The sequence below is a fragment of the Amycolatopsis orientalis DSM 40040 = KCTC 9412 genome (assembly GCF_000478275.1).
Taxonomy (GTDB): Bacteria; Actinomycetota; Actinomycetes; order Mycobacteriales; family Pseudonocardiaceae; genus Amycolatopsis; species Amycolatopsis orientalis.
Window position 1 is genome coordinate 1 of record NZ_ASJB01000081.1, and the last position, 19,753, is coordinate 19,753.

The 19,753-nt window shown below is 69.4% G+C and carries 16 protein-coding genes, 1 other RNA gene and 1 pseudogene; 4 read left to right on the forward strand and 14 right to left on the reverse strand.

Going from position 1 to position 19,753, the window contains the following annotated elements; translation table 11 throughout:
* The 13 genes and pseudogenes from L324_RS30455 to L324_RS30510 form a co-directional block, all read right to left on the reverse strand.
* Nucleotides 1-636: pseudogene (locus tag L324_RS30455) on the reverse strand (hypothetical protein); the annotation flags it as partial.
* Between the two features lie 102 nt (nt 637-738).
* A complete protein-coding gene (locus L324_RS30460; RefSeq protein WP_037316751.1) occupies nt 739-1,737 on the reverse strand; it encodes a C40 family peptidase in 999 nt (332 codons plus the stop codon).
* Nucleotides 1,738-1,741: 4 nt separating this feature from the next.
* Nucleotides 1,742-2,338, reverse strand: coding sequence for a hypothetical protein (locus tag L324_RS30465; protein WP_037316754.1), 597 nt, complete (start codon nt 2,336-2,338; stop codon nt 1,742-1,744).
* Between the two features lie 3 nt (nt 2,339-2,341).
* On the reverse strand, nt 2,342-4,507 hold the full coding sequence (locus tag L324_RS30470; protein WP_037316759.1) for a hypothetical protein: 2,166 nt from the start codon (nt 4,505-4,507) through the stop codon (nt 2,342-2,344).
* Complete coding sequence (locus L324_RS30475; RefSeq protein ID WP_037316762.1) at nt 4,504-7,464, reverse strand: ATP-binding protein; 2,961 nt, start codon at nt 7,462-7,464, stop codon at nt 4,504-4,506. The genes L324_RS30470 and L324_RS30475 overlap by 4 nt, the downstream gene beginning before the upstream one ends.
* 3 nt (nt 7,465-7,467) lie before the next feature.
* The gene (locus L324_RS41810) at nt 7,468-7,944 is read right to left on the reverse strand and encodes a hypothetical protein (protein ID WP_081736522.1); all 477 of its coding nucleotides are present in this window, start codon (nt 7,942-7,944) and stop codon (nt 7,468-7,470) included.
* A 13-nt stretch (nt 7,945-7,957) separates the two neighbouring features.
* On the reverse strand, nt 7,958-8,224 hold the full coding sequence (locus L324_RS30485) for a hypothetical protein (RefSeq protein WP_005166545.1): 267 nt from the start codon (nt 8,222-8,224) through the stop codon (nt 7,958-7,960).
* Nucleotides 8,225-8,666: 442 nt separating this feature from the next.
* Nucleotides 8,667-9,530, reverse strand: coding sequence for an SCO6745 family protein (locus L324_RS30490; protein WP_037316767.1), 864 nt, complete (start codon nt 9,528-9,530; stop codon nt 8,667-8,669).
* Nucleotides 9,531-9,683: 153 nt separating this feature from the next.
* Nucleotides 9,684-10,082, reverse strand: an RNA gene (gene rnpB / locus L324_RS41050) — RNase P RNA component class A.
* A 14-nt stretch (nt 10,083-10,096) separates the two neighbouring features.
* Entirely contained in the window at nt 10,097-10,684 is a 588-nt protein-coding gene (locus L324_RS30495) for a COG4315 family predicted lipoprotein (protein ID WP_235783690.1), read from the reverse strand.
* Nucleotides 10,605-11,888 (reverse strand): NAD(P)/FAD-dependent oxidoreductase, encoded by a 1,284-nt coding sequence (locus L324_RS30500; RefSeq protein ID WP_037316773.1) that lies wholly within the window; start codon nt 11,886-11,888, stop codon nt 10,605-10,607. The genes L324_RS30495 and L324_RS30500 overlap by 80 nt, the downstream gene beginning before the upstream one ends.
* A complete protein-coding gene (locus tag L324_RS30505) occupies nt 11,885-12,694 on the reverse strand; it encodes a 4Fe-4S domain-containing protein (protein ID WP_037316776.1) in 810 nt (269 codons plus the stop codon). Before L324_RS30505 ends, L324_RS30500 begins: the two co-directional genes overlap by 4 nt.
* Nucleotides 12,691-13,341 carry a DUF4142 domain-containing protein gene (locus tag L324_RS30510; RefSeq protein ID WP_037316779.1) on the reverse strand — a complete coding sequence of 217 codons (651 nt, stop codon included), beginning with the start codon at nt 13,339-13,341 and terminating at the stop codon, nt 12,691-12,693. Before L324_RS30510 ends, L324_RS30505 begins: the two co-directional genes overlap by 4 nt.
* Nucleotides 13,342-13,588: 247 nt before the next feature.
* Here L324_RS30510 and L324_RS30515 point away from each other — a divergent pair, with 247 nt between their 5' ends.
* The 4 genes from L324_RS30515 to L324_RS30530 all read left to right on the forward strand — a co-directional run bounded on the left by L324_RS30515 (nt 13,589) and on the right by L324_RS30530 (nt 17,848).
* Nucleotides 13,589-14,155: a sigma-70 family RNA polymerase sigma factor gene (locus L324_RS30515; protein ID WP_037316782.1), complete on the forward strand. Its 567-nt coding sequence runs from the start codon at nt 13,589-13,591 to the stop codon at nt 14,153-14,155.
* 11 nt (nt 14,156-14,166) lie between these two features.
* On the forward strand, nt 14,167-14,586 hold the full coding sequence (locus L324_RS30520; RefSeq protein ID WP_235783691.1) for a zf-HC2 domain-containing protein: 420 nt from the start codon (nt 14,167-14,169) through the stop codon (nt 14,584-14,586).
* Between the two features lie 31 nt (nt 14,587-14,617).
* Nucleotides 14,618-17,431 carry an AAA family ATPase gene (locus tag L324_RS30525; RefSeq protein WP_037316788.1) on the forward strand — a complete coding sequence of 938 codons (2,814 nt, stop codon included), beginning with the start codon at nt 14,618-14,620 and terminating at the stop codon, nt 17,429-17,431.
* A 150-nt stretch (nt 17,432-17,581) separates the two neighbouring features.
* Nucleotides 17,582-17,848 carry a hypothetical protein gene (locus tag L324_RS30530; protein ID WP_037316791.1) on the forward strand — a complete coding sequence of 89 codons (267 nt, stop codon included), beginning with the start codon at nt 17,582-17,584 and terminating at the stop codon, nt 17,846-17,848.
* A gap of 97 nt (nt 17,849-17,945) precedes the next feature.
* Here the strand turns inward: L324_RS30530 and L324_RS30535 are convergent, their stop codons facing one another.
* The gene (locus L324_RS30535; protein ID WP_037316794.1) at nt 17,946-19,682 is read right to left on the reverse strand and encodes a hypothetical protein; all 1,737 of its coding nucleotides are present in this window, start codon (nt 19,680-19,682) and stop codon (nt 17,946-17,948) included.
* Nucleotides 19,683-19,753: the final 71 nt, after the last annotated feature.

Consider the following 19,753-nt stretch of genomic DNA (forward strand, 5'->3'; position numbering starts at 1 on the left):
TGCGGCGGGGCCACCCGGCAACGGCGGCGCGGGCGGACCGGCGGGCGGCGTGACCGTGCGCCACACCGGGGCGGGCCCGATGTTCATCGGCGCCGGGGCCCTCGGCGGCTGACCGGACGCGGGCGGGGCGGCCTGCGACGGCGGCGGCGCCGGGCGCTGCGCGGGCTTCGGGATCGGGTCGAGGCAGGAGACGAGCACCGTGGTGTTCGCCGGATCCTCGATCTTCCGGCCGCTGCGCTCGCGGTAGATCATCTCGCCTTCGGTGTCCATCTCGACCAGGTAGCCGGCCTCCGCCAACTGTTCCTCATCGAGGTCGACGAGCTTTTCGTAGCGCGACGGGACGACCCGGTAGATCGGCCAGGCGAGGTGGGCGTTCTCGTGGTGGAACTGCGCCAGCAACGCCGCCATCTGCTGCTGCCAGGGCAACGACATCCCCTCGGCGAGGGAACGCGGCAACACGACGTAACCGGGGTCGACACCCGGCCAGCCCCGGTTCAGGTGATCGGCCAGCGGCGTGCTCGACGCCGGCCGCGCGGCCTGCCGTGCGGGTTGTGGAGTACCGAAAAGATCGCGGGGATCGACCTCCGGGCCGACGCCCGCCGCGGGCTTGCCTCGCCTTCCGAATTTCCGTGCCACGTTCTTCATCCTCTGCCAGTGTGCGGCCGCTCGCCGGTGGACAGGCCGCCACTTCGGGTGAATCCGATGGTCCCGCGGTCGCGGAACCACCCGTTCACCATGCTAAACGCCAGGACGGACCGCCTGCGCGACCACTTCGGCCTCGTCGAAGGAGAAGTCGCGGATGTGCACCGGCACGCCGGTCTGCTGCGCCTCGACGATCTTGCCGTCGCCCAGGTACATCATCACGTGGTGGATGGTCGCCGGATTCGACGGGACGGTGGCCAGGAACAGCAGGTCACCCGGCTGCGCCTCGCGGACCGGCAGCATCGCGCCGGCCTTGTACTGGTCCCGCGAAACACGCGGAAGGACGATCCCGGCCGACTCGTAGGCCCGCAGCATCAGCCCGGAACAGTCATAGGTGTTCGGCCCGGTGGCGCCCCACACGTACGGCTTCCCCTGCTCGCCGAGAGCGAACTTGATGGCCTGCGCGGCGGCCTGGCTCGGCGGCACCACACTGCCCACACTCGAACCGCAGCCGACGACGTCGACGATCTGGCCCTCGTTCTGCACGAGGAGCGCCGCCATCGGCTCCCAGTTGTGATACCGGTCGGGGAAACCGGACCGCTCGACGCGCTGGGCGGCGTCGCCGGGACGCATGTTCTCCCAGTCCGGCACGCCGAGCAGCACGTCGTAGAACTTGTTGACCTGGTACGGCGGATGGGTGACCTCCGCGACGGTGCCCCAGCCCATCGACGGCCGCATCTGGAAGATGCCGAGCGAGTCGCGGTCGCCGTAGGTCAGGTTCCGCAGCTTGGACTCGGTCATCCCGGCCTGGATCGCCACCTGCCACGCGCGCGGGGACAGCGACCGCTGCTTGCCGATCGAGATGATCAGCGCGACGATCCCCTTCTGTTCCTCGTCCAGCTTGTTGATGTCCGAAGAACCGCGGTCCACCTGGCCGGGCAGGGTCGGCCCGATCGACGCGTCGCACGAGGTCTTGACGACGCCGCCGGCCTGCGCCTCCAGATGGTCGGTCACCACCTTGGTGACCGTGCCCGTGGTGACCACCGCGGCGAAGACCGCGGCGATCAGCACGCCGACGATGATCCCGATCTTCATCGGGTCAGTCCGCTTGAGTGAACTTGGTGACCCGCCACCCCGGGTTCGTCTTGACGACGGTGACCCGGACCTTGGGCCCGTCCGTCTGGACGTCCACGTCCATCGATCCGACGACCGAGGACACGACCTGCGGCTCGCCGGTCACCTTGGTCGCGGTGATGTTGGCGGGGTCCACCGTCGTCAGTTCCCCCGCCAGGTATTCCTCGGTGGTGTAAGGCCGCAATCCGGCCAGCCAGCGTTCGGTCGTCGTACCGTCCGGATGGTTCGCCCATGCCGTCACCCACTCCTTGGCGACCCTGGTCCCGTCCTGGTCGATCGGTGCGGACGACGGCGGCGGCTGGGTGGTCAGCCTCGGCGGCAACGTCGACGTCACGGTGACCGGCGCGGCGACGCCGGGACGTGAGGTACTTGTCGCCGAAGTGCCCGGCCCGCCGGCCGTCTGCCCCGGTTTGTCGATGGCCTTGGGCAGCAGGATGCCCACCGCGGTGAGCACCACCGCGAGGACCACCAGCGTGCCGATGAGGTGCCGGGGCGAGCGCAGCGGCCAGCCCCACAGTCTGCGGTAGACCGCGGTACGCCCGCGATTGGTCCGGATCGGCATGGGTCACCGACCCACTGCGTGGTCTGTATCGCGGACTTCCTCGCGGACCTCGAGCCCGCGCGACGGCCGGTACAGCACGAAGACCGGCTTGCCCGCGACGACTTCGGGATCGACGCGGCGAGGACGCGGTGTCGACGGCCCCGGCTGCACCGGCACGGCCCCCGAGTAGTCCGGTGTGGCGTAGCCGCCACCGGCGGAATTCATCCGCGACGGCACCACGACCGGCTCCGGCTCGTCGCTCCACCGCCTGTCGGCGACCGGCGAGGTGTCGACCCGGCGGCTCGGGACCTGGACAGGGCTCCGCCCACCCGAGGTGAACATGGAGTCGCCCGGGTTACCGGCGGACGGGTTGTACTGGCCGAAAACCGGTACGCCGCCGCCACCACCGGCGGGAAGCGCGGGCATGCCGCCACCACCGCCGACCGCGCCCGGCCACGGCGCCCCGGACCAGGCCGCGGCGGGCCTGATCGCCCCGGAACCGTTGTCGAGCCGCTGGGAACTGGCGAAGATCGTCGCCTCGGGCCGGAATCGGCCGCCACCGACCGTCGCGCCGACCGGACCGCGGAGGTCGCCGTCGACGACGTCGTCGGTGTCGCGGACGTTCTGCCAGAACGCGTCCTGCGGTGTCGGCTCGTTGTTCTTCCTGCGGAAGCGGGAGAAGAGCCCGCCGCGCGGCGAGGGCACCGCGCCGCCGACCATGCCGACGGACATCTCGACCATCTGCCACAGCCGCCGCACGGGACGGCCGACCATGAACAGCAGCACGGTGACGATGCCCGCCAGCACCATCTTCGTCAGCAGGGAAAGCGAGTTCCCCGCGGTGAAGATCGCCTCCAGCAGGAGGGTGTGCACACCGGCCAGCACCGAAAGCACCATGAGGTTGAAGGCGACGGCACCGATCACCTTCAGGATGCGCTGCATGATCTGCGGCTGGAGCAGGGCGATCAAGCCGATCAGCGGAGCCGTGAGGACGAAGATCCGGATCAGCACCTGCGCGAGCAGGACGGTGGCCTTGGCCAGCAGCTGGAACAGCGAGTAGACGATTCCCTGGCCGAGGGAAAGGAAACCGGCGCCGACGCGGCTGCCGTCCTCACCCGTGAAGTAGCCGGTGGCCGGGCCGAGTTTGGTGGAGATGTCCTTGAACGCCGCCTTCTTGGAGTCCACCAGCGCGGTGTCGGCGTCGCCGCCCTGCTGGATCTGGCTCCATGTGAAGGCACGCGCGTCCAGGAGGGGCGGACCGTACTGCAACGCCTGCGGTGAGTCCGGGCTGCCGAACTCGCCCCTGAGCCAGTTGTCGTAGACGACCCGGCAATGCAGTTCGGTCGGGACCCGGTCCCATGGCTGGCGGGCGGCCACGGCCTCCGGGGTGGCCTGGCAGGGCTGTGCCGAGGGCGGAGGCGGTTGCGACGGCGGCGGGGTCTTGGGCTCGTCGATGAACCCGGCCTGGATGTTGGTCGTGGTCTGCACGATCGCGTTGTCGATCGGATCGAGGAAACGCAGGAGCGCCAGGGAAGACGCCGCCAGCCAGACCGCGGCCAGGCCGTACAGCGCCCGTTTGCTGACCGCCGCGAGGTCGCCGCGCCAGATGTTGCGGAACAACATGATGGACATGATCAGCGCGACCAGGCCGAACAACTGGGCGTAGATGTTGTTGTAGACCTTCTCGGCCCCGGCCTTGACGGCGTTGTACAGCGGGCTGAGGAGGCTGCCCTGCAGGACGGTGTAGTGCAGGGAGTTCGTGGCACCGACGATGTTCTTGCCGATGTTGAAGAGCTGGTTGCCCGCCCAGGTGTCGATCGTCGAGTTGGGCGAAGTGATGCCTGCCAGCGGTCCGCAGTCGGTTTCGTAGGTGTCCCAGACGTGTCCCGCGTACCCGTAGACGTTGTACGGGCTGCCACCTTCACCGCGGGCGGTCGCGGGCGGGTCGAGAGCACCGACCATGCCGGCGCCGGGCCGTTCCGGGTTCGGCGCTTCACCGCACGCCGCGGCCGACGCCGCCGGAGCGGTCGCCACGGCCTGCAGGCCCAGGATCAGCACGACGACGAACATGGTCGCGCGGCGGCTCGGCATGGCCTTGCCGGGTCGAGGCCCCTCTTTCAGACGGCGGCGCAGCGCGTGCCAGCCGGCGGCGAACGCGAGAACGCCCGCCAGTGTGATCACCGTGTTCATGCGGCATCCCTGCCGGTGCCACCCTTGCCGACCCGCGCGTGCTCGCCTTTTCCTCCGTCGCCGTTATGTCCATTTTGGACGGTGCCTTGCACTTCACCCGTCTCGGCGGCCAGCGGGTCGGGCGCGCCGAGCATCTGCTCGTCGGTGAGGCCGACCTCGAGTTCGGCCGCCAGTTCGAGATCCTCTTCGAGTTCGAAGTCGTCTTCCTCCGGGGGCGACGCCACGAACTGCTTCTCCGCCGGAACGGCCAGTTCGTTACCCGGCCGGGACGGTTTGGCGTCGGGCGAGCCCGGCGTGGTGTCCATGACCCGGCGCAGGTGTTCCAGGTGCGGGCCGGAGAAGTCGACGCGGATCCGCTCCACGCCACCGGCACCGTCGCCGAAGATGAACTGCCGCGGCTCGACGTCGCGCTGGAGATCGCGGGACGAGCCGGGGCGGCGGCCCAGCGCGGCGACGACCTGTTCGTAGCCGACGCCGACCGGGACCTTCAGCAGGCGCAGCGCGTCGGCCTGGGCGTCGTCGTCGTCGAGACGGCCGACGAACACCGAGTCCAGCAGCGCCACGAAACCCTGGATCTTCAGGAAGTCCGCGGGGATCTGCGAGGACAGCAGCACCCGGACGTTCCACTTGCGCGAGTCACGCGCGAAGCGGTTCATCAGCACGCGGCCTGTCGGGACCTCGGACAGGAAGAACGCCTCGTCGATCCAGACGCCCTTGCGCAGTTCCTTCGGCTTCTCGTACACCGACCGCTGCGTCAGCCAGGCGGCGAGGTTCAGCATCTCGACGCCGAGGGATTCCGCGTCCGTCCAGTATTCGCGCGGGACGCCGTCCTTGGGCAGGGTCAGCCCCGCCATGGTCAGCACGGTCATCCGGTCGTCACGGGTCTCGGCGTACGGGTCCGCGTCGGTCTCCGGGATGAGCAGCGCCATCCGCTCGCGCATCTCGTCGAGGAAGTCCGCGACGACGACGGCGTGCTCGTGGTGCTCGCTGGAGTCCCGGCGCAGCGCGTCGATGACCTGGCCGGGATCGGCTTCGAACCGGCCGCCGACCGCGCGGACGGCACGCAGCAGCACGATCCGCGTCTGCGCCATCCGCGAAACCTCGTACGGCAGGACACCGGTGAGGACGTCGAGCACGAGACGGCGCCGGGTGGCGCCCGCGAGGGCCTTCTCCCGCCGCCAGGAGCGCTCGGGGTCGTCCTCGTCCATGAAGTGTTCGAGCTGCGGCTCGGCGACCACGCGGTACGGGTTGAGGATGCCGGGCTGCGCGTTGAGCAGGTTGATGTTCCGCGCGTACGGCCGCAGTTCGGGCAGGTCGCACAGCCGCGACAGCGGGCCCGACGGGTCGAGGATCGTCCAGTGCGCGCCCGCGCGGAGCGTCTTGTAGACGATGCCGCCGCCGAGGAAGGACTTACCGCCACCGAGACCGGCGACCATCGCGGTCAGGCCCGATCCGTCGCGGATCTCCTGCGCCATCCACGGGTCCCACGCCACCGGGCGCCGGGTCGCGGTCACCGTCTCGCCGAGCAGGATGCCGCGGCGGTCGCCCACCTCGGCCGTCGCCGTCGGTACCGCCGAGGACGCCCACACGACCGAACCGCGGCGCATGTACGCCGCCGAGGCCAGCGGCTCGCCGGGGATGAACTCCCTGGCCAGCGCGTACTGGGCTTCGGGATGCTCGACGGCGATCTTCGGCTTGTAGAGGTCGAGCAGCTGCTGGGCCAGGCGCAACGCGTCGCGCTCGGTCGGCCCGGACACCGCCAGCCGCCACCACGAGCGCACCCGGGTGGCCAGCGCGGTGAAGCCCGACGTCATCTCGTCGTCGATCTCCAGCACCCGGCCCGCCTGCCGCGCCAGCGACTGCGGTGGCTCCAGTTCGTGCTCGTCGGTGTAGTGCTTGACCTGCGAACGCACCTTGTTCATCTGGCGCTGCAGCTCACCGGCGACCTCTTCGGGCCGCCGGACGTAGATCCGCGCGGACACCTCGACGGCCGCGGGCAGCCTGTCCGCGTGCTGGATCCACGGATCGTCGACCTCGGGGATCTGCAGGCCGTGCATCTGGCCGACGGTGAGGACGGCGAGATGCCGCGAGACCCCGGCGTTCGAGCCGGTGCGGCCGCGCACGGTGACCGTCGGCGCGTACGGCTCGGCGTGGAAGTCCGCCGCGTCGGTGAAGCTGGCGAGGTCCTCGGGCTCCCAGGCCGCGCCGGGGACCGCGGGCATGTTGCGCGGCGCGGGCAGGCCCAGCGAGCACGAGCGGTGCATCAGCCAGGACATCTCTTCGGCGTGCACCGGGCGGCCTTCGAGACCCGCCGAGCCGATCACCTGGTCGAGATGCTCGACCTCGGAGTCGAGCGCGGCCAGTTCGGCGTCGACGGCCTCCGGCAGGATCTTGCGCAGCACCGGGGCGGCGCTCTCGACCGCGCGGTCGATCATTCGCCGCGTCTGCACCTGGACGCCGAGATAGACCTCTTTCTCGGCCATCGAGCGGCCCATCAGCTGCTGCTGCTCGCCGATGAGGTAGTCGTCGAAGGACAGCGCGCCCGGGACGTCCTGGGGGCGGCCGACGGCGTTGTGGACGTGGGCCTCGGCCCACATCCGGATCGGGTACGGCCGGTTGGTCACGCGCAGGTGCAGCCAGCGGCCCTGGAGTTCCGCGTACTGACCGGCGATGGCCGCGATCAGGTCGCGGCGCTGGGAGTCCGACCGGAACGACCAGCGCTGCGGCGCGAGCCGGTACCAGGCGTAGACCTCATAGCCGGTGCGCAACAGGTGCCCGTCGATGCTTCGCGCGGCGATCGACGGGGTATAGGTGGGTATGGCCGCCTCGCCGGGCAGCCGCCTTCCCTTGCCCGAAGCCTTTTTGGGCTGCGCGGAGCGAACCTGCTGGGGCGGGTTCCAGGCCCCTTGGTGCAGGTCACGATCACGTTTTCCTCGGCTTCCGCCGCGACCGAACAACGACTACCTCCCGGCCTGAGCCGCAGGGCGGCTCCGACGCGCTCGTGGTGTTCCCTGAGCTCCGGCGCCGCCGCCGTAGCCGTGGTGCTGGTATTGCCGTCTCCTGCGGTGCTTCGGCAGCGGGCGGGTCGCCCGCACCCGGACGCGGGAGGCGCTGGCCGCGCCTCCTGTGCCCGTGGTCCGTTCTCTTGGTGTGTTGAGCTCTTTCGCCGCCATCGCGGCCACGGCGCCCAGCGGACGCTCGTGGCTGATCTTGGCCGTGATCAATCTGGTGATCACAATTGTGGCGACGAAAGCCCAGGCGGTCGAGAAGAACCCGAAGCTCCAGCCGGCCCACCGTTCGACGGTGAGCACGAGCAGGAAGACCGGGATACCGACGAGCCACGCGACGTAGCGGGCTCTCCAGGGAAAAGTCGCTTTCGGCGGGCCGAGCCACACGGCATCGACCCGGTAAACCTCGTCATCGGTGCGGATACGCAACGCGAGCCCTGCCTCAGCCCGTGAAGAGGCCGGCGATCCACTGGCCCACGTTGACTCCGGCACCGCTCACCGCGAGGCCGATGATCGCCAGCGCGATCACGACACCGGCGAGACGGCGCATGACACCGGCGTTGTCCCCTTTGCCACCGCCCAGCCACAGCAGAAGGAGCGCGACGGCCAGCAGCACCAGGGGGATGATGTTGTCGATCAGCCAGGTGCGGACGTTGCCGGTGCCGAGCTCGCCGGCGGCCAGCGTGTCGAGGGTGGTCAAGGTCATCATCGCATTACTCCCGGTGCGCGGAGAGGGGGTTCGCGCGGTTCTGGCTCGGTGGTGCTTCGAACATCATGGCGTCACGAGGGGTAGTGGTCAAAGCGCGCTCTGTAGATATCGATTTGTCCACTGATCACAGAGCGAGGCACAGCACCACGACCATCCTCGGTCTCCATCATCGTTGCAAGGGTCGTCTGGATTAACCCCGGCCACCCGTATTTCGCAGTGTGCTGACGAACTCACCCGGTTGCGAGGTTCCTGTTCACTGTGAGTACGGGCCGGCCGAGGAGAATCCGGCCGCGACCAGTGTGACATGACTCGTTCGGTGGCTTCTTCCGAGTCCGCTGGGTGAGCTCGCCTTTGACAAAAATCGTGGGCGCCGATCAAGGGAAAGTCACACTTCCGTTACCCAACGCGAAATCGGGCCGGGCATTTTCACTACATAGCGTGATTACCGCCGGGTCGAGAACACATTCGCGGGAAAAGCCCCCGCTTCGACGGCCCGACGGCTCAAAGGGCCGCACAGTTCGTGAAGGCGTTTCGTCTTCTCCTCACCGAGCCGCTCCCAGGGGCCGGTCGAGGCAGCGTTGGTGGCGGCTTCGATCTGCTCGCGGAGATCGTTCCCGGCCTCGGTCAGGCCGCCGTCGGCGTCGAGAAGACCCTTCTCGCGGAGGGCGTCGGCCGCCGCGTTCCACTGCTCGTCGCTCCAGCCCCGGGACGACTTGGCCGCCTCGGCGAGGAAGCCCTTGCCGGTGGCGGTGTGCGAGACGAGAGCGCTGAGCCCGTCGAGGCCGTGGAGGACGAGTGCGGCGATATGGCCGTCGCCGCGGTGCTCGCGCAGCAGGGTGATGGCATGCCAGAGCACGAGGTGCGGCTCGCTCGGCCAGTCGAGGTCGGCGTGACCGGCGTAGAGCGGGCGGCCGTCGGCCTGGCAGCCCGCGGTCGCCTCGCGGGCGAGTTCGGCGGCTTCGGCGACCTCTTCGGAGTCCAGGACGTCCTTGCCGAGCAGCCGGGTCAGCGCCGCGTCGACGGCTTCGAACCGGGCCTCGATGATCCGGTCGGGGGACGCCAGCGTCCACGCGCGCGGGATGTGGCGGGCGACCAGCTCGGGGTTGAAGTTGTAGAAGGTGGCGGCGACGACCTGTGGGCTCACCGCGCCCATCGGTGCCGCGCGGCCCGCGAAGTAGGTCATGCGCCCCGGCCGGAGACCCGCGTCCGTGAGCGCCGCCTCCGTCTCGGGCGCGAAGTAAGTGAGGGAATGCAGTACATCGAACGTCCCGCGGAACCGTCCCGTGACCCGACTCGCTTCACCCATGCGGGCACCCTACCGGCAAGTAGGCAGGGGGCGCAGCGTCCAAAGGGGCTGAAGGACGCTTTCCCCGCATGCGACGCGGGGAAAGCGCCCTTCACCGCGTGAGATGAGGGGAAAGTTCCCTTCAGCCCTGCGCCTGAGCGAGGGGAAGAAGTACGGACGAGCCGGCGTGTAAGCCGGATCCTGTCCTCGCTTCGCCTTGCGGCTCCGCGAGTGGCGGCCATCCATCTAGGCCCGCCGTCGCCGACGGGCTCGAGCGGCCTACCCGCAGGCTCGGGCGGGCAGCCCTCGAACGCCTGCGCAGGAGCCTCGCGGCTCCCTCTTGACCTTGCTCCGGGTGGGGTTTACCTAGCCGTCCTGGTCACCCAGGACGCTGGTGGTCTCTTACACCACCGTTTCACCCTTACCTCCGCCCGCGAAGCACGCGGAGGCGGTCTGTTTTCTGTGGCACTGTCCCGCGGGTCGCCCCGGGTTGCCGTTAACAACCACCCTGCCCTGTGGAGTCCGGACTTTCCTCGAACCGGTCTCCCGGCTCGCGGCCGCCCCGCCGACTCGTCCGTCGGCGAATCCTACTGCACGGGTGCGGGCAGGCAGTTCAGGTTGCGCTGCCCGTCGGGTTTGACGACGAACCACAGGTGGTCGGTGCCCTGGCCGGTCCATTCGCCGGGCCGCGCGTTGGCGAATTTGTAGAGCGGCCAGCCCGCCAACGTCACCTGCTGGGCGCCTTCGGGTCGTTTGACGGTCCCGACGAGCGCCGGATCGATGCCGGTCACCTGCGGCGTACCCGAGGTCGTGACCGGGATCCACACCGCGGCGCAGTCCCCGAGACAGGCCGAGCGGGCCTTGTGCGGGTTGTCGCGTTCGAAGCGGAAGAGAACGGCGCCGGTGTCGTCGAGGACGGCCTGTCCCATCTTCGCCATGTAGACGGCGGTGAGCTGCGTACCTGGCGGAGCCTCCGAAGTCGCCGAAGGAGGACTCGTGCCGGTTCGCCGGGGAGTGCTGGACGGCGGGACGCGCGGACTGGGCAGGGCTTCGGTGACCGGGGCCCCGGCCGTCAGCGCCGCCTGCTCCCCGGAATCAACCGCCTGCCACCACATCGCGGCGCCCACGACGAGCGCCGCGATGACGACGAGCATGGTCAACCGCGATCGGCGCATCCGGCTTCTCCGTTTCTCCTGGGTGGCTGACGGGGTTCTGCTCCGCGATCTCGTTGGTCCAGTGGAGGACGGCGGACGGGCTGTCGAGGCCGACGACACCGACGAGGCGGCCCTTGCGGACGAAGCCGGTGACGGGTTTCTCGCCGCCGAGCGGCGAAGCGAGCGCGACGGTGTCGGTGCCGAGCTTGGGGATGCCGCCGGCCTGGATCCGCACCCCGTGCTGTTCGGACCAGAACCGCGGCACCGGCGCGAAGGGCCGCGAAGCCTGTGGCCCGGCGAGGAGGTTCTCCGCCGCCGCCCGGCCCATCTCGACGGCGTTGAGCCAGTGCTCGACCCGTCTCGGCGTTTCGTCGAACCGCAGGTTCGGCCACTGCGCGACGTCACCGGCGGCGACGATGTTGCTCATCCCCAGCACGTGACAGGTCGGCGAGCAGACGACGCCGTCGTCGAGCGGCAGTTTGGAGCCCCGCAGCCACGAGATCGACGGCACCGTGCCGACGGCCACGACGACGCAGGAGACGTCGAGGATCCAGCCGTCGGAGGAATGCAGCCGCAGTCCCGTCGCCGTGGTCTGCCAGCTGTCGATGGACGCGCCGAGCGCCAGCCGCACCCCTCGCGACCGGTGCAGCGCCGAGAGTTTCTGCCCGATGTGCTTCCCGACGACCTCGCCGAGCAGGTTCGCCGACCGGCCGATGATGGTGACCTCCCGCCCGATCTCGCGCAGGCTCGCGGCGACCTCGCAGCCGATGAAACCGCTGCCCAGCACCGCGACCGGCCCGCGGTCGGCGGCGAGGTTGTCGCGCAGCGCGGCGGCGTCGGCCAGCGTCCGGACGACGACCACGCGCGGATGCCCGTGCGGGATCCCGGACAGCCGCCGCGGTTCGACGCCGCTGGCGATGACGAGCCCGTCGTAGGGAAGTTCCTCCGCTCCTGGCAGATGGACGACCTGGCGGCCGGGCTGCAAATGCGTGGCCGGGGTGCTGAACCGCCATTCGGCGTCGATCTCGTCGAGCCGCGCCAGCATCATCTCGCCAGGATGCGTGGCACCGGTCAGCAGCTGCTTCGACAGCGCCGGCCGGTGGTACGGCAGATCCGGCTCGTTGCCGACGATCACCAGTTCGCCGTCGAACCGCAGTTCCCGCAACCGTTCCGCGCACCGCAGCCCGGCGAGTCCGCCACCGACCACGACGATCCGTTCGCTCATTGTCCCGCCCCTTGCAGTTGGATGGCTCGCATCGGACAAGCTCTGGCCGCGGCCTGGACCTGCGACACCTGTTTGGCGCCGGGTTTCCGGAGATACCGCAGCTGCCCGTCACGGGTGAGCTGGAAGACCTGCGGCGCTTCGGCCTGGCAGATCGCGTAGCGGTGGCATTTCTTGTCGTCGACGGAGATCCGGACCGGTTTGGCCCGGCCGGTGTCGCCGTCGAGCAGGCCGAGCCGGACCAGCGCCCGTGGCGGGAGCACCCGGAGCACGGTGAGCACGACGGCCGGGGTGAGCACGGTGATGCCACCGAGCCACACCGTCGCCAGGTTGCCGTTCGCGACCGCGCCGAGCCAGGAGTGGATCGCCAGCAGGCCGACCGAGAAATAGCTGACCTGGTGGAAACGCTGCCAGCTGCGGTTGACCACGCTGCGGCGCAGCGCGGCGGTGGCCGAGACGGCGACGAACAGTTCCAGCCCGACGACCCCGGCCGCGTGCCGCGCGAACCCGCCGCCCGCGAACGGGATCAGCAGCATGAAGAAACCGAACGAGTCGTCGTCGAGGAAGAGATAGGACAGCCCGTGGACCACGCCGGTGGCGAGGGTGAACGCGGCGAGGACGATATGGCCGCCGCGCAGCGCCTCGTGCCCGGTGACCCGCCGGATCCAGCCGGTGGCGCTCAAGACGCCCCAAGCCAGCGTCAGGCACATCGTCACGTAGGCGAACCGGGCCGACAGCGTGGCGATGTCCCGCACCCCGCTGTCGTGCGGCGACGGGGCCGGGATGACGGCGAGGAGCGAGGCGGTCATGCGCGCCTGCCCGGTGAGCCGAGCACCCGCACCAGGCCAAAGGTCGCGCCGCCGGCGAGGCCGGCCATGAGCACGCCGAACGCGATGTCACCGCCGTCGAGTTCGTTGCCGCCGGTGGGCACGACCATCAGCGAGGTCGTCTCGGCGATACCGGTGCTTTCGAGCAGGGTCATATGCCGCATGACGGTGTCGACGGCCGTCTGCGCGAAGGAACGCATCGCGTCGTCGCGGGTGGCCGCCCGGACCTGGGAGGCGAGCCCGAAGATGCTCCCGTGCGCGGCGCGGGCACGGTTGACGTAAACACGGTCGAAGTCGGCGCCGGCGGCAGCGGTGACCTCCTCGACCCAGGACCGCTGTTCTTCGGTGGGTTCGCTGGGAAGTTCGACCCGGATCTTCGACGCGAGTTCGCGGACCTGGACGTCGAGCCGATCGTGGTCGTCCGCGAGTTTGCGGCCGACCTCGCGCACCCGTTGCCCGGTCCCGCGCTGTTCCGCCTGACGACTGACCGGGCCTTCCCACAGACCGGCCTGCCGGACGCGGACGAGCAGTTCCCGATCATGGGCGTCGATTTCCGCGTAAGCATGGGCGGGGGTTCCCGCCCATATCGCCAGGCAGGCGATCACCACTCCGAGCAGTCGATAGATCATTTCACCCGTCCCCGTTCAGCAAAGTGCCTCACTGGAAGTACGGGAAACCGGAGCGGCCGGTTCGATCTCCACCAGGCAGGCCAGTGTGACGTGCATCACACGACACATTTAGAACCGTTTATCGCCGCCATACGTACCGGGCAACTAATGGTAAATGAACCACTACTGCACATGGCTCACGGCGATAGTCTGCGCTACGGTGTACGCACTCGTGAAATCCTCCACCGCTGGGGAGGTTGCAAACTTTATGGAAGCACTGGGCAGAGGGTGCCGGTTCGGCCACGATCACCAGGCCGCCGACATTCCCGACGATCCGTCCGACGAGCTTATTTCGTTGCTGTACAAGGATTTTCGGGAGACTCTGTTCAGCCAGGTGATGTACCTGACCGGCCACGACCAACAGTGGACCGAGGATGTCGTCCAGGAGACGTTGATTCGCGCCTGGCAACATTCGGACACACTGAACCGCGAGCCGGGAATGCTGCGCGGCTGGTTGCTCACGGTCGCGAGGAGGATCGTGATCGACGGCTGGCGAAACCGGCGCGCCCGCCCGCAGGAGGTGGAGCTGGACAGTTCCGAAAACGCCGAAATAGCGGACCAGACGGATCAGTCACTGTCCGCGCTCGTCATTTCCGAAGCGCTACGATATCTGGACCGCAAATATCAGGCGGTCATCTACGAGACGTATCTGACCGGACATACGGTCCGGGAGGCGGCGGTGATATTGGGAATCCCGGAGGGAACGGTCAAATCACGGCTGTACGCGGCTATGAGGACATTGCGACGGTCGTTAGGAGAGCTGGGTTCGCGATGAGGAGGCGAAAGGTGAAACACACCGATGTCGCGGCCTATGTGCTCGGTGTGCTCGATCAAGCCGAGGCATACGCCTTCGAGAAGCACTTGAAGGACTGCGGGCGCTGCGGGGCCCAGGTCGCGGAATTCACGTCGGTGGAGGGCGCGCTGGCGAAGGCCGATCTGCGCTACCTGTCCCCCGGTGCCGAGGTCGCGCGCCGTTCCGGGACCTTGGTCGTCCGGCGCTGCGGGCGGCCGTCCATGATCACGGCCAACCTCGTGGTGGTGTTCCTGGCGTGTGTGGTCGCGGCCTTGCTGTCGTCGCACCGGTCGTCCGGCCGGTACCGGCGGGCCTCCTCGGATCCGGACATCTTGTTCCCGGCTCCCCTCGACGACGGGCCGGCCGAGGACTCCGACCAGCGATTACTCCCACTACCGCTTCCGTTCCAGTAGTCTGCCGCAAGCCGACACGAAGGTCTCTACGGTGCATACCGAAGTAAATCCCGAGAGTCCCTTCGGCGAGCCTTCGGTACCGAAGCGCCGCGCCGCCGGGTTGCTGGGCCGCGACAGCGAACTGGCCACGATCACCGGGCTGTTCCGCGCCGCCCTCCACGGGCGCGCCACCAGCGCGGTGGTGGTCGGCGAGTTCGGGATGGGCAAGTCGTCGGTGCTCAGCGCGGCGGGCGAGCTGGCCAAGGCGGCCGGATTCACCGTCGCGATCGCCGCCGCGTCCCGGCTGGAGACACATCTGAGCGGCGGCGTCGGCCGTCAGCTCGTCGAAGGGCTCACCCACGCCCCTGCCGTATCCGGATCGCCGCGGCCGCGCGCACCGCATGTGAGCGAGACCCTGCCGGACCACCGGCCACGGGACGAACATGAGCAGACCGAGGCACTCGACGCCTTCTTCCGCATCGTCCGGGACGCCGCCGAACAAGGACCGGTCTTCCTCGGCGTCGACAACATCCACCTCGCCGACCCGTGGTCGATGCGCTGCCTCGCCTACATCCGGCACCGCGTGGAACACCTGCCGGTGATGATCGTGCTGACGTCGTTGATCGGGCATCTGCAGACCGGTGAGGTCGCGCTGCTGGAGATGGCGGGCTGCACCCCGGCGACGATCCGGCTGCGCGGGCTGAGTTCCCAGCACGTCGCCGAATTCCTCCGCGTCTCCCCCGGCCGGTTCCCCGAAGAATGCCGTGAGGTGACCGGCGGCAACCCCTTCCTGCTCGGCGCGCTTCGCCGCCGCATGGTCCCCGGCATGGACCTCGAAACCGCGGGCTCGGCGATGATCGGCGAGATCCTGCGGGTCCGCATGCACGAGTACACGGCCGCGCCGAAGATGCTCGAAGCGGTCGCGATCCTCGGCGAGGACGCGAGTTTCGACCTGCTGGCGCAGCTCGCCGGCGTCGACGAGATCACCGCGCTGGAGGCCATCGACAAGATGGTGCGCGTGCACCTGCTGAGCGACAGCCATCTGCCCGCGCTCACCTACCGGTTCGCCCGCAACTCGGTACTCGCCGACATGCCGCTCGCCACCAGGGCGGTCACCCACGCCAGGGCGGCGCGGCTCCTGCACGAGGCCGGTGCCCCGCCCGAACGGGTCGCCGCGCATCTGCTGGAGGCGACCGCGGTCAGGGTCCCTTGGGCGATCGACATCCTGCGGCTCGCGGCGCGGCACTCGGTGGTCAACGGCGACCCGGAGCTGTCGGTCCGGTTCCTGCTGCGGGCACTGGAGGAACGGCTCAGCGAGCGCAAGCGGATGGCGATCCTGCTCCAGCTCGCGCACGCGGAGTTCCACTGCGACCCGGATCTGGCGCCCGCCAGGGTGCGCGAGGCCGTCGACCACATCGACGACCGCGAAACCGCGGCCTTCGTCGCGACGGCCATGATCCTTTCGCTGTGCTGCGGCCCGGACGCGCGGCTGGCGATCAACTCCGCCGGCCAGTTCGCCGCGCGGCTCGACGCGGGCGGGCCCGACGCCGTCTGGCCGCTGCTGTGCATGACCTACCTCGCCGAGGCGGGCAGCAGACTCGGGCCGCCGCCGGACTTCCGCGACTTCGAGCAGCAGTGGGCGCCGCTGAACGACCCCGCCGCGCAGCAGAGCCGCTCGGGGCTGCTGGCGCTCGACACGGTGCGGAGCGGGAACTCTTCGGCGAACGCCGTCCGCCATTTCGGGGAGGCACTGTCCGGCGAACAACCGGAACTGTTCGAGCAGCCCTACTTCTTCACGCTCGCGACGGCCGTGCTCGCCGATGAGGCCGCCCTCACCGACAAGCTCTGCCAGGTGCTCGACACCAAACGCCTGCCGTGGGACTTCCATGTGCCGAAGGGCGCCCTCGCCACACTCGCCCGCGGGATCGCCCTGCAGGCGGGCGGCGACCTGGTGCGGGCGAGTGTCCACTACGAAACCCTGGTGCGGCAGTTCGACGAACGCGGCGCCACCAGCCGATGCCCGGTGGCCGTGCTGTGCGTGGCCAGGCTGATCGAGACCTCGGTCGACCTCGGCCGGTTCGACGTCGCGAACGCCCTGCTCGAAAGGATCGATTTCGGGGCCACGCAAGCACTTTTCACGCACAACTACCTGCTCTACGCGCGAGGCAGGCTCCGGGCGGCCACCGGTGAGCCCGAACTCGGCTACGAGGATCTGCGCGGCTGCGGACGTCGTCTCGAACACCACGGCATGCGTTTCCCCGGCTTCGCGCCCTGGCGGGCGTATGCCGTCCGCGCCGCGCTGGAGCTCGGGCGCACCGATGCGGCGGCGCGGCTCGCGGAAGAGGATCTCGAAGCCGCGGAACGCTGGGGAGCGCCGAGAATCCTCGGCGGCGCGCTGACCACGGCGGGTCTCGTCCGCGATGACGACGAGGCCGAACGCCTGCTCACCAGGGCCGTCGACGTCCTCGGCGGGTCGACCGCGAAACTGGCGCTGGCCGAGGCGCTGATCGAACTCGGCGCGCTGCAGGCGCGGCACGGGCAGGGCGAGAAGGCTGTCGTCACGCTGCGGCGGGCCGCGCAGTCGAGCAGGCATTGCGGGGCGCGGCCGCTGGCGAGGCGGGCGGCCGAGGCGCTGCGGGTCGCCAGGGCCGCCATGACGATCGCGAAGGACAACGAACACGGCCTCACCAAACAGGAATACCGCGTCGCGGTGATGGCGTCCCAGGGTCTCACCAACCGCGAGATCGCCGAAGCGCTGCACCTGACGCGCCGCACCGTCGAACTGCATTTGTCCGGGGCCTACCGGAAGCTGGGGATCACCGGACGGACCGAGTTGACCTCCGCGCTCGGCCGCTCCCGCGTTTAGTCCTCTGGATGCGGTGTATGCGCGTGCAACTACCGCTTCCAGAGGACTAAACGCATGGTTTCGCGGCACGTAGACGACGACAGTGCTTTGGCAGCGCTTCGGAATACGCTGCCCGCCGTAATCCGAAACCCGAAGATCCTGGGGGATCACATGCACCCTGTCGAACGGACGACGGCGCGAAGGTCACTCGGTCAGCGGATCGCGGTCACCGTCGCCTGCACGGCGGCGACGATCGCACCGTTGCTTGTCTCGGCGCCTTCCGCACAGGCCGGCGAAATACGGTTCGCGGGCCCGTGGTGGAAGCAGTCGGTCTGCCTCGACGAGCAGTCCGACTACGCCCGCTACTACCGGATCGTGAAGGCCTGCTACCGGCCCAACGGAACCTCGTGGGGCTTCGACTACACCGAACGGACCTGACGACGAAGGCCGCTTTCCCGGGGTGTCCCCTCGGGAAAGCGGCCTTCGCGATTCATGCGTGTGCAACTACCGCATCCAGAGGACGAAATGCGGGGGTTTACGGCAGGTAGACGGTCTCGCCGGGGTGCATGGTCGGGCCGCAGTCCTTGAGCGGGCCGCCGAAGCGCGCCTTCTCGACGTCCGGAAGGGTCTTCGCGGCGTAGTCCTGGACCGCCTTCAGCTTCTCCGGGCTGGAGATGGCGTCCTTGCGCACGAAGTCGCCGTTGCGCGGCCCGGCGCCGGGGTACACGAAGATCGGCTCGTAATCACGGTCGATCCGCGGGTCGACCGTGATGCCGTTCCCCGCCGCCCACGGGCCCCACGAGTGGATGAAGGTCGGCTTGACCGTCTCGAAGACGTAGTCGCGCAGCCCCGGCATGTCGCCGTTCTTGACGAAGTCCGCGACGTCCGCCTCGACCAGCCCGGCCATGTCGACCAGGTGCAGGCGGCTGGTCATCGACGAACCGCCGAGGTCGGGCAGCAGCAGTGAAGCCTGCTGGAGGCCGAGGATGTCGGCCATGGTGTTGAAGCCGCGGCCGAAGCGGTCGGCGATGAGGCACGCGGGCACCGTCGGAACCTCTTGGAACTTCTCCGACGCCGACGCGAAACCCATCCCCGACGGGATCGCGGCCGCGACCAGCACGAGCACCACGACACTCCGCAGGACGGCCCGCGAACGGCGCAGCAGTTCGCCCGCCGCCAGCGTTCCCGCCAGCGCGGCGAGGATCCAGATCGGGGTGGCGAAGCGGTGCTGGCCCATCCAGTCCGGGACCATCACGCCGTACGCGACGATGCCCAGCGCCAGCGGCACCAGCAGCGCGATCAGGCTGCGGCGCCATTCCGCGCGGACCACCGCGTAGCCGATGGTCAGCGCCAGCAGGATCGTCCCGGCGACGCCCGCGTAGCCGACCAATTCGAACGGCTGCTTCAGTGCCGAAAGGCCGGGCAGGCCCTGCCCCTTCGCGATCGACGGGTTCGCCAGCAGCCTGCCGAACTCCGCGATCCGCCAGGCGAGGTACGCGCCGAACGGGATCGCGAACGCGACCACCGACACCACGATGAACTTGACGCTCCGCCCCAGCAGCGGCTTACGCAGCTGGAACAGCACGACCAGCGGGTACGCGCCGCCGTAGATGAGGCCTTCGGGGCGGGTCAGCGCGGCGAACGCGACCAGCACCCCGGACCAGACGGCGACCTTCGCGGTGAGCACGGTGTCCCTGCGCACGGCGACGAACAACAGCACGGCGAGCCAGGCGACCGCCATCCCGAACAGGGAGTTCTCCAGCCCGGAGATGGTCCAGATGACGAAGGACGGGATCGCGGCGAGCGTCAGCCCGACCACCAGCGTGGCCAACCAGGCGAAGCGCTCGAAGACCTGCTTCGCCGCGACGTGGCACGCCGCCAGCGTCCCGGCGGTGAACAGGAGGCCGAGCAGCTTGGGGAACAGCACGTAGTCGGGCAGGCCGAACAGCATGCCGCTGTCGAAGACGCCGACGAGTTTGCCGAGCGCCAGCAGCACCAGCCAGGTCGAGTTCGACCAGCCCTCGACCGACGGCTGCCCCGGCTGCAGCACCGGGCCGAGGCCGTCGGCGAAGCTGCGCGCGTAGGAGAAGGTGATGGCCGCGTCGTCGACGATCCAGTGGCCGTAGAGGGTCGCATGCCAGGCGAGCGCCGCGACTCCGGCGAGAATCGCCAGGTAGGGCGCGATCCGGGCGGCCGCACCACGGGAGGCCGGCGTCTCCGCCGGTTCGGGCACGTCTTTTTCGGAAGCTTCGCTGAGTGCGCTCGCCGTCATGTCCCCGTCTTTGCCTTTTCGCTCACGTGCCGTTGCCGAGACTGTAGCCAATACCCCATCGGCCGCCCGCG

Excerpts from the sequence above, each read along its gene's own strand:
- L324_RS30460 (WP_037316751.1), bottom strand. The coding sequence starts at position 1,737 with ATGAAGATCGGGATCATCGTCGGCGTGCTGATCGCCGCGGTCTTCGCC.
- L324_RS30465 (WP_037316754.1), bottom strand. The coding sequence starts at position 2,338 with ATGCCGATCCGGACCAATCGCGGGCGTACCGCGGTCTACCGCAGACTG.
- L324_RS30470 (WP_037316759.1), bottom strand. The coding sequence starts at position 4,507 with ATGAACACGGTGATCACACTGGCGGGCGTTCTCGCGTTCGCCGCCGGC.
- L324_RS30485 (WP_005166545.1), bottom strand. The coding sequence starts at position 8,224 with ATGATGACCTTGACCACCCTCGACACGCTGGCCGCCGGCGAGCTCGGC.
- L324_RS30490 (WP_037316767.1), bottom strand. The coding sequence starts at position 9,530 with ATGGGTGAAGCGAGTCGGGTCACGGGACGGTTCCGCGGGACGTTCGAT.
- L324_RS30495 (WP_235783690.1), bottom strand. The coding sequence starts at position 10,684 with ATGCGCCGATCGCGGTTGACCATGCTCGTCGTCATCGCGGCGCTCGTC.
- L324_RS30500 (WP_037316773.1), bottom strand. The coding sequence starts at position 11,888 with ATGAGCGAACGGATCGTCGTGGTCGGTGGCGGACTCGCCGGGCTGCGG.
- L324_RS30505 (WP_037316776.1), bottom strand. The coding sequence starts at position 12,694 with ATGACCGCCTCGCTCCTCGCCGTCATCCCGGCCCCGTCGCCGCACGAC.
- L324_RS30510 (WP_037316779.1), bottom strand. The coding sequence starts at position 13,341 with ATGATCTATCGACTGCTCGGAGTGGTGATCGCCTGCCTGGCGATATGG.
- L324_RS30515 (WP_037316782.1), top strand. The coding sequence starts at position 13,589 with ATGGAAGCACTGGGCAGAGGGTGCCGGTTCGGCCACGATCACCAGGCC.
- L324_RS30530 (WP_037316791.1), top strand. The coding sequence starts at position 17,582 with ATGCACCCTGTCGAACGGACGACGGCGCGAAGGTCACTCGGTCAGCGG.
- L324_RS30535 (WP_037316794.1), bottom strand. The coding sequence starts at position 19,682 with ATGACGGCGAGCGCACTCAGCGAAGCTTCCGAAAAAGACGTGCCCGAA.